At 38.8% G+C, this 13539-nt stretch carries 15 protein-coding genes; 6 read left to right on the plus strand and 9 right to left on the minus strand.

What is annotated here, in order from left to right; genetic code table 11:
- Nucleotides 1-139: 139 nt before the first annotated feature.
- A complete protein-coding gene (gene nth, locus HMPREF1481_RS05565) occupies nucleotides 140-769 on the minus strand; it encodes an endonuclease III (protein WP_016466067.1) in 630 nt (209 codons plus the stop codon).
- The gene (locus tag HMPREF1481_RS05570) at nucleotides 770-1312 is read right to left on the minus strand and encodes a YceD family protein (protein ID WP_016466068.1); all 543 of its coding nucleotides are present in this window, start codon (nucleotides 1310-1312) and stop codon (nucleotides 770-772) included.
- A 167-nt stretch (nucleotides 1313-1479) separates the two neighbouring features.
- On the opposite strand from HMPREF1481_RS05570, the gene HMPREF1481_RS05575 reads away from it, so the two are divergent.
- Nucleotides 1480-1809 carry a hypothetical protein gene (locus HMPREF1481_RS05575; protein ID WP_016466069.1) on the plus strand — a complete coding sequence of 110 codons (330 nt, stop codon included), beginning with the start codon at nucleotides 1480-1482 and terminating at the stop codon, nucleotides 1807-1809.
- An 87-nt stretch (nucleotides 1810-1896) separates the two neighbouring features.
- Here the strand turns inward: HMPREF1481_RS05575 and HMPREF1481_RS05580 are convergent, their stop codons facing one another.
- Complete coding sequence (locus HMPREF1481_RS05580; protein ID WP_016466070.1) at nucleotides 1897-2457, minus strand: LemA family protein; 561 nt, start codon at nucleotides 2455-2457, stop codon at nucleotides 1897-1899.
- A 93-nt stretch (nucleotides 2458-2550) separates the two neighbouring features.
- On the opposite strand from HMPREF1481_RS05580, the gene rsmG reads away from it, so the two are divergent.
- Nucleotides 2551-3264: a 16S rRNA (guanine(527)-N(7))-methyltransferase RsmG gene (rsmG, locus tag HMPREF1481_RS05585; protein WP_016466071.1), complete on the plus strand. Its 714-nt coding sequence runs from the start codon at nucleotides 2551-2553 to the stop codon at nucleotides 3262-3264.
- Nucleotides 3265-3622: 358 nt separating this feature from the next.
- Entirely contained in the window at nucleotides 3623-4906 is a 1284-nt protein-coding gene (locus HMPREF1481_RS05590) for a uracil-xanthine permease family protein (protein ID WP_016466072.1), read from the plus strand.
- A 39-nt stretch (nucleotides 4907-4945) separates the two neighbouring features.
- Here HMPREF1481_RS05590 and HMPREF1481_RS05595 read toward each other — a convergent pair whose 3' ends face one another.
- From HMPREF1481_RS05595 to HMPREF1481_RS05620, 6 genes are all read right to left on the minus strand, one after another.
- Nucleotides 4946-5704: a CPBP family intramembrane glutamic endopeptidase gene (locus tag HMPREF1481_RS05595; protein WP_016466073.1), complete on the minus strand. Its 759-nt coding sequence runs from the start codon at nucleotides 5702-5704 to the stop codon at nucleotides 4946-4948.
- A gap of 115 nt (nucleotides 5705-5819) precedes the next feature.
- The gene (locus tag HMPREF1481_RS05600) at nucleotides 5820-6731 is read right to left on the minus strand and encodes a DMT family transporter (protein WP_016466074.1); all 912 of its coding nucleotides are present in this window, start codon (nucleotides 6729-6731) and stop codon (nucleotides 5820-5822) included.
- A gap of 9 nt (nucleotides 6732-6740) precedes the next feature.
- Nucleotides 6741-7673, minus strand: coding sequence for a serine hydrolase domain-containing protein (locus HMPREF1481_RS05605; RefSeq protein WP_016466075.1), 933 nt, complete (start codon nucleotides 7671-7673; stop codon nucleotides 6741-6743).
- A complete protein-coding gene (locus tag HMPREF1481_RS05610) occupies nucleotides 7670-8395 on the minus strand; it encodes a CppA N-terminal domain-containing protein (protein WP_016466076.1) in 726 nt (241 codons plus the stop codon). Before HMPREF1481_RS05610 ends, HMPREF1481_RS05605 begins: the two co-directional genes overlap by 4 nt.
- A 148-nt stretch (nucleotides 8396-8543) precedes the next feature.
- Complete coding sequence (locus HMPREF1481_RS05615; RefSeq protein WP_016466077.1) at nucleotides 8544-9362, minus strand: endonuclease/exonuclease/phosphatase family protein; 819 nt, start codon at nucleotides 9360-9362, stop codon at nucleotides 8544-8546.
- 52 nt (nucleotides 9363-9414) lie between these two features.
- Nucleotides 9415-11601, minus strand: coding sequence for a PTS transporter subunit IIBC (locus HMPREF1481_RS05620; protein WP_016466078.1), 2187 nt, complete (start codon nucleotides 11599-11601; stop codon nucleotides 9415-9417).
- A 191-nt stretch (nucleotides 11602-11792) separates the two neighbouring features.
- On the opposite strand from HMPREF1481_RS05620, the gene HMPREF1481_RS05625 reads away from it, so the two are divergent.
- Genes HMPREF1481_RS05625 through HMPREF1481_RS05635 form a run of 3 tightly spaced genes read left to right on the plus strand, consistent with a single transcriptional unit; the run spans nucleotide 11793 to nucleotide 13528 of the window.
- Nucleotides 11793-12740, plus strand: a complete 948-nt coding sequence (locus HMPREF1481_RS05625) for a TIGR01212 family radical SAM protein (protein WP_016466079.1) — start codon at nucleotides 11793-11795, stop codon at nucleotides 12738-12740.
- Nucleotides 12724-13281 carry a tRNA (mnm(5)s(2)U34)-methyltransferase gene (locus tag HMPREF1481_RS05630; RefSeq protein WP_016466080.1) on the plus strand — a complete coding sequence of 186 codons (558 nt, stop codon included), beginning with the start codon at nucleotides 12724-12726 and terminating at the stop codon, nucleotides 13279-13281. The genes HMPREF1481_RS05625 and HMPREF1481_RS05630 overlap by 17 nt, the downstream gene beginning before the upstream one ends.
- The gene (locus tag HMPREF1481_RS05635) at nucleotides 13274-13528 is read left to right on the plus strand and encodes a hypothetical protein (protein ID WP_006150587.1); all 255 of its coding nucleotides are present in this window, start codon (nucleotides 13274-13276) and stop codon (nucleotides 13526-13528) included. The genes HMPREF1481_RS05630 and HMPREF1481_RS05635 overlap by 8 nt, the downstream gene beginning before the upstream one ends.
- Nucleotides 13529-13539: the final 11 nt, after the last annotated feature.

Genomic DNA, 13539 nt, shown 5'->3' on the forward strand with positions numbered 1-13539 from the left:
TGTAAACAGTATAGACTTACTCTTCTACTTAATCCAGCTCCTTGCCTGCCTCACGGGACAGGTTTAAAGGAATATTTTATTGTCCTTACTATATCACAAAGCCTAGGCCAAAGCAAGTAAAAACATTCAATGATCAGCCTTATAAAGAACTAAAATCGTACAATTGTGGATAGTGTTCGCATTCTGGATTTTTTGGATGACAGATGGCACGGCCAAAGTAAATCATAGCCTGATGGGCTGCCAACCATTCTTCCGGTGGTAAGACATCCATGACACGTTTTTCAACTTCAAGTGGCGTAGCTGATTTTTTAACAATATCATGGTGTTTGCAGATACGTTCTACGTGAGTATCAACTGCAAAAGCTGGAATACCGAAGCCTACGCTCAAAACTACGTTAGCTGTTTTTCTGCCAACTCCTGCCAAACTCTCTAATTCTTCTCTAGTCTGAGGGACTTGGCCGTCAAAATCGTCTAGTAACTGCTGGGCACATTTTTTAAGAAACTTAGCCTTATTGCGATAGAGGCCTAGACGAGAAATATGTTTAGCAATTTCACTCTCACTTGCATCTGCCATATCTTGAGGCGTTGGAAAATCTGCAAAGAGACCTGGTGTGGCCTTGTTGACTGCAGCATCTGTCGTCTGAGCAGATAGCATAACGGCAACCAAAAGCTCAAAATGATTGCGAAAGTCTAGACTAGGTTTTGCATCTGGAAAAAGAGCGATGATTTCTTCAATGACATGACGGGCACGTTTTTTGGATAAAACCATCTACTCATCTCCATCAAACAGCCCTTGCAAGCCTGAAAAAGGACTATTTTCTTCTTTCTTAACTGCTTGTTGAGCTTGGTACTCTTCCTCAGACATGATTTGCCAGTCATTTCCAGAAACAAATCCCTGACCAGCCTCTTCTTCTGCTGTTAAGACCTTTATTGGAATATTTAGCAAGATATTATCAGATACGCTCTCAGAAAGGTCGATTTCACCATTTTCAATCGGTAATACTAAGTCATCATCTAGAACTTCTTGGTCCAATTGATTGGTAGCACCTTCCATAAAGACTTCTGTCACTGGGTAAGACTCTTTCAATTCTACCGGCTCCATACTGCGGCTAGAAGCTAGAACGATTGTATAAGATAACTGATAATCTAGGAAAAACATAAGGTCTTCGTACTGGACTTTTCCTACTGCGACAATATCTTTTACATCTAAAATTTCTTGATTACGTTTACGTAAGTCAGCTGCCAAATCTAAATTTTGCTCAAAATGCAAGCCTTCAGGCAATTTACGAATTTCTTGAATATTTAATTTCATACTTCCTCCATAAAGATTTACTCACTTGATTATACCATGAAAGGAGGTCGAGTATAGTATCTAAACATTTAAAATATCTTTCTCTATTTTTGATATATTTATTATGACAATTTTTCTTTTTGTGCTATACTATAGGCATCAATACATGAGCAAAGGAGGACGCTCATATGGAAGACAAAGCTCTTTTAGCTGAAGCCTATCAACTCGTTTCAGAATTAAATCAAACGATACAAAACTGCAAACAAGGGTTGCCTGACGACCTACGCTTACAGCAAAATATTGATGAAATTCTCAGAGCTCTCAAAAAAGCTGAGAGAGTGGATAATGCTATTTTAATTGAACTTGAAAGCTTTTACCAACAGACTAGTCTTTTGATTGGACTTGGCTCACTAAAACTAAACGATCAAGCTCGCACTGCTTGGCGAAACTATGACAAGTTTCACTACGATCAAGTTAAGCACGTTTTGACACTCTATGGACCTGTTTTTGGTTTTTAGAATGTAATAACCAAATTCAATTGCAAATACAAACTTTACAAAAAGAAACATCCAGAAGATTCTCTGGATGTTTCTTTTATATATTTCTTAGTCACTTAAACCGCTAAAATCAACTTTAGGAACTGCTTTTTCTTCTTCTGGAGTTTGAAGGAAATCCGCTTCCTTAAAGCCAAATATAGCCGCAACCAGATTACTTGGGAATGTTTCTAATTTAACATTATATTTGCTAACAACACTATTGTAGAGTTGGCGAGAGTAAGAAATTTTATTTTCTGTGTTGGTCAACTCTTCTTGTAATTGAGCAAAGGTAGCACTAGCTTTCAATTCTGGATAGTTTTCCGCTACAGCAAAGATACCTGAAATTTGACGAGATAGGGCATCACTGGCTTTCATAACTTCGGCTGGTGAAGATGCTGTCGCAACTTGACTACGAAGTTCAGCAACTTTTTCTAGTGTTGCACCTTCATACTTTGCATATCCTTTCACAGTTTCAATCAAGTTCAGTAAGAGATCATTTCGACGCTTCAACTGAACATCAATCTGACTCCAAGCTTCCTTGGTTTGCATACGATTTTTTACCAGTCTATTGTAGCAATCGATAACCAAAAAAATAATTAGAGCAAGAACTCCATAAAAAATCCAATTCATCATAAAGCTCCTTTCTGCCTTTTGATTAGTACAAGTATATCAAATTTCCATATTTTTTGGTAAAATAAGATGACATCAAAGAAGGATACAACTATGAAACCAGAAACATTTTACACATTACTCGCTGAACAAAATATTGTTCTTACTGACCAGCAAAAAGCACAATTTGAGCGTTATTTTGAACTCTTAGTCAAGTGGAATGAAAAAATCAACTTGACTGCAATTACTGAAAAGGAAGAAGTCTATCTCAAGCATTTTTATGATTCGATTGCACCTATCCTGCAAGAGTTGATTGAAAATCAGGAAATAAAGTTATTAGATATTGGAGCTGGTGCTGGATTTCCAAGTCTTCCTATGAAAATTCTTTACCCTCAGTTAGATGTAACTATTATTGACTCCCTAAACAAGCGAATCAACTTCCTTAATCTCTTAGCACAAGAGTTAGAGTTAGAAAATGTTCACTTCTACCATGGGCGTGCAGAAGATTTCGGTCAAGACAAGAATTTTCGTGCCCAGTTTGATATCGTCACAGCTCGAGCAGTTGCTCGCATGCAGGTCTTGTCTGAATTAACGATTCCTTATCTAAAGGTAGGAGGAAAACTTTTGGCACTTAAGGCCAGTAATGCACCAGAGGAATTGACAGAAGCCAAGAACGCCCTTAACCTTCTCTTTAGCAAAGTTGAGGACAACATCAGCTACACTCTTCCCAATGGAGACCCTCGCTATATTACTGTGGTAGAAAAGAAAAAAGAAACTCCAAATAAATATCCAAGAAAAGCAGGTATGCCAAATAAACGTCCGCTTTAAAGGAATTATACATAAATCTGCAGAATCAGCCTCGCTTTCTTATTTCTAGGCTCGGGAAAAATTCATTTACAAAACGAACCTTGCTTTCTTATTTCTAGGCTCGGGAAAAATTCGTTTACAAAATCATACCTCGCTTTCCTATTTCTAGGCTCGGGAAAAAATGATTTACAAAATCATTTTTTTCTGCTATACTATCACAAGCAAAGGTTTTTAATGTCATCCCGTGAGGTGACGAAGACGCAGATATACATAACATTCATTAAAATGTTTTCAATTATTTTTTTAATGAAGTCTTACTCTGAGAGCCTATTGCTGTAAAATAATGGGCTCTTTTTTGATGCCCAAAAGTGAGGTATTTATGAAACAAGAATCAACTGTTGATTTGTTATTAGACGTCGACCAACGTCCTTCTGCTGGTAAGGGAATTCTTCTCAGCTTCCAGCACGTTTTTGCTATGTTTGGTGCAACAATTTTGGTCCCACTTATTTTGGGAATGCCTGTATCCGTTGCCCTCTTTGCTTCAGGGGTTGGTACCCTCATCTATATGATTGCAACAGGTTTTAGAGTTCCTGTTTATCTTGGTTCTTCTTTCGCCTTTATTACAGCCATGTCACTTGCCATGAAAGAAATGGGTGGTGATGTATCTGCTGCTCAAACAGGGGTTATCCTAACTGGTTTTGTTTATGTCCTTGTTGCTGCAAGTGTTCGCTTCGCAGGTACAAAATGGATTGATAAACTCTTGCCTCCAATCATTATAGGACCAATGATCATCGTTATCGGTCTTGGACTTGCAAGTTCTGCTGTAACCAACGCTGGCCTTGTCGCAGACGGCAACTGGAAAAACGCTCTTGTAGCAGTCGTTACTTTCCTGATTGCTGCCTTTATCAATACAAAAGGAAAAGGTTTCCTTCGTATCATTCCTTTCCTCTTTGCCATTATTGGTGGATATCTCTTTGCCCTAGCGCTCGGCTTGGTTGACTTCACTCCTGTTCTTGAAGCTAACTGGATTGAAATTCCTGGTTTCTACCTACCATTCAATACAGGTGGTGCCTTCAAACAATACGACCTTTACTTTGGTCCTGAAACAATCGCCATCTTACCAATCGCTATTGTAACCATTTCTGAACATATCGGTGACCACACCGTTCTAAGTCAAATCTGTGGACGCCAATTCTTGAAAGATCCGGGTCTTCACCGCACCCTTCTCGGTGATGGTATCGCAACTTCTGTTTCTGCCTTCCTTGGTGGACCAGCAAATACAACTTACGGTGAAAATACAGGGGTTATTGGTATGACTCGCATCGCTTCTGTCTCTGTTATCCGTAACGCTGCTTTTATCGCTATCGCCCTTAGCTTCCTTGGTAAATTTACTGCCTTGATTTCTACAATTCCAAACGCTGTACTTGGTGGTATGTCAATCCTTCTATACGGGGTTATCGCAAGCAACGGTTTGAAAGTCTTGATCAAGGAACGTGTTGATTTTGGTCAAATGCGTAACCTTATCATCGCAAGTGCAATGTTGGTACTTGGACTTGGTGGAGCAATCCTTAAACTTGGTCCAGTTACCCTTTCTGGGACTGCTCTTTCAGCTATGACAGGTATCATCCTAAACTTGATCTTGCCATACGAAAACAAAGATTAAACCAAAAAGCCACTCTATTTGAGTGGCTTTTTTTGATTCTTAAGAAGCCCAAGTAATCAAGAGATACATTAGACTAGATCCAAACATATCTGCCAAGGCATGCATGAGGAAGAATGGGAGGAGATTTTTGACCACATACTTGTACAAGAAGTAATAAAGGAGACCATAAACAAGACCAATAACCAATGCCCAGAGTAATCCTTGATAGGTATGGAAAGAAATCCTGATAATTACGGAGTAAACTAGGACTAACCACTTATGTTTTTCTTTGACTGAAGTCAGTAAGCCCAAGAAGAAAAATTCTTCGTAAAAACCATTTAATAATGCATAACCAATCGCCATTGGTGTTAAAGCCATGAATTTTCTAATAATCTCCATGGGATCTATAAAAGGAATCAGTTGGGGATTGAAGTAATTATACTCACCACTAAGAGTTGTAATAATATCACCAAAAATACCAACAACAGCAAAAATAAGGGGAACCCAAATCAAAACTGACCAAGTAAAGCGAATTGGAAGCTGTTTAAAATCATAGTTTCGAATCAGGAGGTAGAGGAAAGTAATCCCTAGCATGATCAACTGGAAATTGAAATTACTAGAATAGGCGGCCCCATCACTTGCTACATTTGACGTAGTCTCCACAACACTGGTAACAGTTGAGGGTGATAAACTCTCCATAAATTGTTGTGTGGAACGAATGATAAACTCTCCAAACATTAAAATAGTGATAATTAAGATATCAAACCATTTTAAATATTTTAGGGGTTTAGTTGGATGTATACTTTGGATAAAATTCATACTGCCTCCATAAATCTTTGTGTTTTGTTAGTTCATTATAAACTTTCAATCTTAAAATTATATAAATTGATATTAGGGAATAAAAAAACAACCTCCTAGGAAGGTTGTCACATCCTTAACTAGACTTATGTTTCTTTTCTAGCATCAAATCCTTCAAAGAAATAATAGTCACAGCTAGTAAAATCATTGCCATACCTAGAAAATCTACTGGATAAAAGATATCCCCCATAATCATAAAGGCAAAAAATACTGCAGAGATGGGCTCAATAGAAGCTAGAAGGCTAGACTTGACTGGTCCAATCATACTGGCACCCTTAAGAAAGGCAGTATAGGCAAAGACCGTTCCTATCAGAATGATTCCTGCAAAAGCTAGAAAGATATCAAAAGATAAGGGAATACTAGCCCCGATAATCCCTGTAAAAGGCACTGCTAGAAAACCTGAGATCATCATTCCCACACCAATAACCAGAATGCTCCCCCACTTTTGAATTAGTTTAATTGGTAAAATGATATAAAGAGCATAAGTCAGAGCAGAAAACAAACCCCAAAATAGACCAGCAGGAGTCATGGAGAGCTGATCCAACTGCCCATGGGTTGCAATGAGAAAAGTTCCACCTATAGCCAAAATCATAGACAGGATTTCTGAAAGTGTAGGGGCTACCTTATCTTTTATACAAGTATAAGCTAAGATTCCAACTGGACAGACATACTGTAAGACCGTCGCTGTACCAGCATTTGTTTCCTGAATAGCTGATAAATAGGCCAATTGATTTAAAAAGAGCCCAAACAAAGAAAATAACAAGAGAGAAAACAGACTTGATTTATCTTTTAGAAAAGTTATGAATTGCTCCTTAGACTTGATATAGGACAAAAGGACTAATAGGAGACCTGCTATAATTAAACGGATATTGGTTAAAACAAGAGCAGAAATTCCATGAGCCATCAAGTATTGACCGCTAGTCCCTGATAGACCCCATGCGATACCTGCAATCACTGTAAAAAGAGTTCCTTTTAACGCTTTAGACATGATCCCTCCCTAGTCTGCTTCACGAATCAAGTCCATGACCTGATTACGATCCAATATCCACTGAGCACGCTCATCTTTCTCATAGGTTCGGTTAGATAAAAAGATTGCCGCCTCTTGTTTCTGTCGATTCCACATGATAAAAGTTCCAGTATAGCCTGTGTGATCCAGCCAATCACCTTCTATATTCCAAGCCAATGAACGTTCCTTGTCATCCAAGTCTGAAAAATTTTGACTTAAGTCTTCAGCAAAGGAATCCTTTAAATAATGCTCTAAGAAGATTTTTAAATCATGAACAGTTGAAAATAAACCTGCACTCCCAGCGTGTCTACCTAGTAAACGCGCCTTGGGATCATGTACTATTCCTGCTTTCTGTCCACGGACCGTTGGAACAGCACGGCTAACTGGACCAAACTGAGTTTCCTTCATTCCCCAAGGATTCAAAACTTGCTCTTGTAAAATCTGATCCAAGTCCTTTTCAAAAAAGGATTCTAAGAGAAAACCAAGCAAGAGAAAGTGCACATCCGAGTAGAGAAAAGCTCGTTTCTCTCGGCGATTAAGATGAAACATGGCATCTTTAAGTTGGTCTGCTGAGAGTTGATCCCTATTAGGAATAAAAGGATCCAAATCCGTCGCATGCGTTAATAATTGTCGAAGGGTGATGTCTGGATAATCCGCCTCTGGAAGGTACGCTTTTATGGATTGATCGAGCTCAATCTTACCTTCCTTCCACAAGAAGGTTAAGACCGTTCCTACTCCGACGACCTTGCTCACACTCGCTAAATCATAGACCAACCCTTCACGCGTCTTCTCACCAATTTCTGGATTTGCTTCACCTAGATACCAGTCAGACCAAACGCCATCCTGATAATACGCAAAAGAGGCACCAGGATAAATCCCTGCCTCAATTTGTTGATCTATTTTTTGAATGATTTTTTGTTTCATACTGCTTCAAACCACAATTCAATATTGTTGGTATCCTTGGTTAGGAAAAACTTTTCAGACTTAGGAATAAAGTAACCTGCAGTTTCAAAACGTTGACGCAGACTGGCTAGGTCAAGTTCTTTTACTTGGAATTTCAACATAGACAAGTCCCAAGTTACATTATTTTCAACAAGTAAATCACCGCCTTGAGCTTCTCTAAAAGCGATTCGATTTTCGATTTCTTCTTTTTCAAGTAGGCTGATTGTATCTTCTGGAAAGTTAACTTCCACTGAGATTTCAAACGCCGTCAAATATTGCATGTTCTCGTCTTTTGAAAAAGTGACTTCTTCTTCAACCTTTTCCAAATCTCTAATATCATCTTCCGCATGAACAAGGACACAATCGCCTTCTGGAGAAAGAACCTCAAAAGCATATCCCTTGTTTCCTTTATAGAGATGAGGAAGCTTTTCCATTTTAGCTAGTAGCGCTTCAATCTCAGATGGATTTTCTACTTTTACAATCAATCTAGCTAATTTTTTTACTCCTTCAACCTTACGGCTTCTCATACTCGGTGACTCTTCTAAAACTAACTTTTCAATGCCTGACTGGTCTCCAAGTGATAAGAAGGCAGACTCTTCAAGCAAGGGTTTCATACCCAAAGTCTTAATATAAAATGATTCATTTAAATTTCTATTATTTACCTTTAGCGTCGGGATCATACGCACAATTTGATTTACAATCATAAATTCCTCCAACATTTTTATTTTAAAGGATTTTATGATATTTTACAAGTTATTCAACTAAAAACTTTAACTATATTAACTCTTTAAATAAATCAACCCCTTCTGTCAGTAGAAGGGGAACTTGTTTGTTTTTACTAAAATTCCTTGTTTAGTTTTTCCATGAGAGTTCTGCTTTAAGGCCATAGTGATCGCTAACTTGAGGATTTTGTTGACCATCGAAAACTACCTGCAGATTTTCTACCTGCATATCCTTTGTTGTAAAGACATAATCGATTCGTAGAGGTTCACTATTACCTTTCCAACCATCAATCTCAGGTGGAACAGTGTAGCTTCCACTTTTCTCTTTAGCAACTTCAAATGCATCTTGTAAGTTTAGTGGACTAGCTAAAATAGCTTGATAACCCTCTTGGCCTGCAGGATTATTGAAATCACCTGCTAGTAAGAGAGGCTTATTTAATTCTTTCAGAACTACTTCAAAACGCGCCCATTCCTCTTGGAAGCCTTTATCCCACCAAGAGAGATGCACACTCGCAACAGCAAGTTCTTTACCTTCCACTACCGTTTCTGCTAAAGCAACTCGGCGTGTGTGGTAATCTGTCGGGTCATCCACATCTGAAACCAAAATCTCACGCGCTTCAATCGGCGTTTTAGATAAGATTGCAACACCCTCATGATAGCGATCATAACCGATATGGTTATAAGCCCATGTCCAATAGTATTTTAGTCCTTTTTCAGCCAATTTCTCTACCATAAGGCGCACATAGTGGTCTTGGTGAATCGGTTCTGCTGAAGGTAACGAATGATATAATGGACCAGCCTCTACTTGCTCTGAGGTGATTTCTTGGTTAATTTCCTGAAAACAAATTAAATCATAATTGTTTTCAAGGATATCTTGTAACAAGAGCTGAAATTTTTCTTCAGGATCTTTTTCCATCCAACTATGAGTATTAAGGGTTAAAAATTTCATACTTTTTCTCCTATAAACAAGAGGTTGGAAAAAACTTCCAACCCCTAAACGATTACAATTCTACTTTTGCAACTGGTGTATTAGCTGCAAGAGAACCTGTTTGTTCTAATTTAACTGACTTGATCACGTCTCCATTTGTAAAGACAACTACAGTTGTAGTTTCACGACCTGCTGCTTGAATAGCACCAAGGTCAGCTTTGACTAAGAGATCACCAGCAGCTACTGCTTGACCTTCAGAAACCTTCACATCGAATGGTTTTCCTTCAAGGCTTACAGTATCAAGACCGATGTGAACAAGAACTTCAAGACCTTCTGCAGTCACAAGACCAAGAGCATGTTTAGTTGGGAAGATACTTGATACAGTACCTGAAACTGGAGATACAATGTTTCCATTTGCTGGTTCCACTGCAAATCCATCACCCATCATTTTTTGTGAGAAGACTGGGTCTTTCACTTGTTCCAATTCAATCACTTGACCATCAGCAACTGAGTAAACTTCTTCCGTCACACCTTTGTATACAACAGCGTCTTTTTGAGAAGCTGCCATTTGACTTGGAAGAGTTTCAGGAATCACTTCACCTGAGTCAAGGATATCTTGGATATCTGATTTCAAAACGTCAGCTTTAGGACCGTAGATAGCTTGGACACCTTGTCCTTTCATGACAAGTCCCATAGCTCCTTCAGATTTCCATTGTTCTTCTGTTCCGACTTTTTCAGCGTCTTTTACAGTAACACGAAGACGAGTCATACATGCGTCCACATCAACGATATTAGCACGTCCACCAAGAAGGTTAATGATATTTACAGCTTGAGAAGCTTCTGCAACTTTAGTTTCACCAGCAGCTGAAGATTCAGAAGAACCATCCGCATTTTCATAGTTACCGTTACGTCCTGGGGTAGCATAGTTGAATTTCTTAATCATGAAGTTAGCGATGAAGTACATGATAAATCCAAAGAGTACTGTTACCCAGATGAAGTTGACAATATCCATACCAAGACCAGCATTGATAGCTAGTGGAGTACGAGTCAAGAATTCGATTGAACCGAATGAGTGAACACGTAAGTGAACAATATCAGCCATTGCAAATGCAGCACCTTGTACAAGAGCGTAAACAAGGTAAAGAGGTGTTGCGATGAACATGAACATATACTCGATTGGTTCAGTAACCCCTGTCAAGAAAGTTGCAAGAGCTGTCGCAATCATCATACCTTTGTATTGGTGTTTCTTATCTGGATCAACGTTACGGTAAATAGCAACGATGATACCCATCAAGATACCGAATGAACCAATCATTTGTCCAACTTTGAAACGAGCTGGAGTTACAGTTGTAAGTAAGTGTTGGTATTGATCTGGATCTGTTCCTTTAAGGTTGACAAGGTCTGTTACCCATGCAAGCCAAAGTGGATCTTGACCAAATACTTGAGTTCCTTTTGCTGCACCAGTTAACACATCATAAGTACCACCAAGAGCTGTATAGTTCATTGGGATTGTCAACATGTGGTGAAGTCCAAATGGCAAGAGCAAACGTTCCAAAGTACCATACAAGAATGGTGCTAGAACTGGAGCTGTTTCTTGTGAGTTCGCAATCCAAATACCAAAGTTGTTGATACCTGTTTGAACAACTGGCCAAGCAACTGAAAGAACAATCGCTGCAATCGCTGAACGAAGGATAACAACAAACGGTACGAAACGTTTTCCGTTAAAGAATGAAAGTGCATCTGGCAATTTACGGAAGTTGTAGTATTTGTTAAAGGCAGTTGCCCCTACAAAACCAGAAATAATCCCTACGAACACACCCATGTTAAGCGCTGGAGCTTCAAACACACTGATAAAGTAATCAGAAACTTTGATAGAGTTACCAAAGATTGTTGAAACCATAGCGTTAGGATCTTTCAACATATCACTGCTTACACTAAAGATAGCACCAGTGATACGGTTGATTAAGATAAAGGCAAGTCCTGCTGCAAATGCACCACCTGCACGTTCTTTAGCCCAGCTACCACCGATAGCAAGAGCAAATAAGATATGTAGGTTACCGATAACTCCCCAACCGATTTGCTCAAGAATTCCACCTGTAATCACGAGTGGTGCAAAGTTAGGGTTAATCATTGCAAGTGACTTACCGATTGAAATCATCAAACCAGCAGCCGGCATAACAGCGATAACCACCATTAGAGCCTTACCGAATTTTTGCCAAAACTCGAAAGACAAAACATTTTTGAATGTAGCTTTCATCATTCAAATCTCCTTATTTTATTCTAATGCAAACGATTTACGAAAACGTTTGCATTAATCACACCTCTATTATACCACTTTTTATTTTTTTGTAAAGGCTTTTTTAATTTTTTTTTGATATTCAAACTTTTGAGCTTCTCACCAATCGTTTACTGACTTTGAGTTTATAGGTGTTTTTTGATATAATATTAGCTATGAAATCCTATAATACCTTGAATGATTATTACCGAAATTTATTTGGAGAAAAGACATTTAAAGTTCCGATTGATGCTGGATTTGATTGTCCCAACCGTGATGGTACAGTAGCTCATGGAGGCTGTACTTTTTGTACGGTTTCTGGTTCTGGTGATGCAATCGTTGCTCCTGATGCTCCTATTCGCGAGCAATTCTATAAGGAAATAGACTTTATGCACCGTAAATGGCCTGATGTCCAAAAGTATTTGGTTTATTTCCAAAATTTTACTAATACTCATGAAAAATTAGAAGTGATTCGCGAGCGTTATGAGCAAGCCATCAATGAACCGGGGATTGTCGGTATCAATATCGGTACTCGACCTGACTGTCTTCCTGATGAAACTATCGAATACTTGGCAGAGTTATCAGAGCGAATGCATGTTACCGTAGAGTTAGGCTTACAAACTACCTATGAAGAAACTTCTGAATTGATTAACCGTGCCCACTCCTATGAACTCTACGTGGAGACTGTCAAACGCTTAAGAAAATATCCAAAGATCGAGATTGTAGCTCATTTAATCAATGGTTTGCCAGGTGAAACCCATGAGATGATGGTTGAAAATGTTCGCCGTTGTGTGACAGATAATGATATTCAAGGGATTAAGCTTCACCTACTTCACCTCATGACCAACACTCGAATGCAACGAGACTATCACGAAGGACGTTTACAACTCATGAGTCAAGATGAATATGTCAAGGTCATCTGTGACCAGCTGGAAATCATTCCCAAGCATATCGTTATCCATCGGATTACAGGTGATGCACCTAGAGATATGCTGATTGGTCCTATGTGGAGTCTCAACAAATGGGAAGTTCTAAATAGCATTGAAGCTGAAATGAGGCGTCGAGGTAGTGTTCAAGGATGCAAGGCTGTAAAACAGGAGTTTATGAATGAAAAGACCACTTGAAATGGCGCATGATTTTCTTGCCCAAGTCATCACCCCAGAGGATGTTGTCGTGGATGCGACCATGGGAAATGGCCACGATACACTTTTCCTTGCAAAACTAGCTAAACAAGTCTACGCTTTTGATATACAGGAAAAAGCTCTAGAAAAGACTAGCAAACGTCTGCAAGAAGCTGGTTTGACCAATGTCGACTTACTTCTACAAGGCCACGAAACTGTGGATCAATTTGTGACAGAAGTCAAGGCGGCCATCTTTAATCTAGGTTATCTTCCTTCAGCTGATAAAAGCATTATCACTCAACCTCAGACAACCCTTGAGGCACTAGAAAAACTCTGTCAGATGCTCATTAAGGGCGGACGTATAGCCATTATGATTTACTACGGGCATGAAGGCGGAGATATAGAGCGAGATGCTGTCTTAGATTTTGTCAGTCAGTTGCCACAACAAGAATACACTGCTACGATCTATCGTACCCTCAACCAAATCAACAATCCACCATTTTTAGTTATGATTGAAAAATTAGAAAGGTATCGCCATGGATAAACAATACCTACGTGATAAAATAGAAGGACTTCGTCACAAATTCGTTGAATCAACCCAACATGAACGTGCAGTTGGTATGTTAGATGAAGCTCATATGAGCAAAAAGATGCTAAAAATCAAGAAAAAAATGATAACACTTGAAATGGAGCGTTGTCAGAAGAAAATTGAGCATAAGGATTGCTCGAAGATTGATCAAAAAATCCAAGAACAAAAGGAACTTTTTGAAGCTTGTCGAAAACAAAAATAAGGAGGTAGAAG

It is taken from the genome of Streptococcus sp. HPH0090, assembly GCF_000411475.1.
GTDB lineage: Bacteria > Bacillota > Bacilli > Lactobacillales > Streptococcaceae > Streptococcus.

Excerpts from the sequence above, each read along its gene's own strand:
- nth (WP_016466067.1), bottom strand. The coding sequence starts at position 769 with ATGGTTTTATCCAAAAAACGTGCCCGTCATGTCATTGAAGAAATCATC.
- HMPREF1481_RS05570 (WP_016466068.1), bottom strand. The coding sequence starts at position 1,312 with ATGAAATTAAATATTCAAGAAATTCGTAAATTGCCTGAAGGCTTGCAT.
- HMPREF1481_RS05575 (WP_016466069.1), top strand. The coding sequence starts at position 1,480 with ATGGAAGACAAAGCTCTTTTAGCTGAAGCCTATCAACTCGTTTCAGAA.
- HMPREF1481_RS05580 (WP_016466070.1), bottom strand. The coding sequence starts at position 2,457 with ATGAATTGGATTTTTTATGGAGTTCTTGCTCTAATTATTTTTTTGGTT.
- rsmG (WP_016466071.1), top strand. The coding sequence starts at position 2,551 with ATGAAACCAGAAACATTTTACACATTACTCGCTGAACAAAATATTGTT.
- HMPREF1481_RS05590 (WP_016466072.1), top strand. The coding sequence starts at position 3,623 with ATGAAACAAGAATCAACTGTTGATTTGTTATTAGACGTCGACCAACGT.
- HMPREF1481_RS05595 (WP_016466073.1), bottom strand. The coding sequence starts at position 5,704 with ATGAATTTTATCCAAAGTATACATCCAACTAAACCCCTAAAATATTTA.
- HMPREF1481_RS05600 (WP_016466074.1), bottom strand. The coding sequence starts at position 6,731 with ATGTCTAAAGCGTTAAAAGGAACTCTTTTTACAGTGATTGCAGGTATC.
- HMPREF1481_RS05605 (WP_016466075.1), bottom strand. The coding sequence starts at position 7,673 with ATGAAACAAAAAATCATTCAAAAAATAGATCAACAAATTGAGGCAGGG.
- HMPREF1481_RS05610 (WP_016466076.1), bottom strand. The coding sequence starts at position 8,395 with ATGATTGTAAATCAAATTGTGCGTATGATCCCGACGCTAAAGGTAAAT.
- HMPREF1481_RS05615 (WP_016466077.1), bottom strand. The coding sequence starts at position 9,362 with ATGAAATTTTTAACCCTTAATACTCATAGTTGGATGGAAAAAGATCCT.
- HMPREF1481_RS05620 (WP_016466078.1), bottom strand. The coding sequence starts at position 11,601 with ATGATGAAAGCTACATTCAAAAATGTTTTGTCTTTCGAGTTTTGGCAA.
- HMPREF1481_RS05625 (WP_016466079.1), top strand. The coding sequence starts at position 11,793 with ATGAAATCCTATAATACCTTGAATGATTATTACCGAAATTTATTTGGA.
- HMPREF1481_RS05630 (WP_016466080.1), top strand. The coding sequence starts at position 12,724 with ATGAAAAGACCACTTGAAATGGCGCATGATTTTCTTGCCCAAGTCATC.
- HMPREF1481_RS05635 (WP_006150587.1), top strand. The coding sequence starts at position 13,274 with ATGGATAAACAATACCTACGTGATAAAATAGAAGGACTTCGTCACAAA.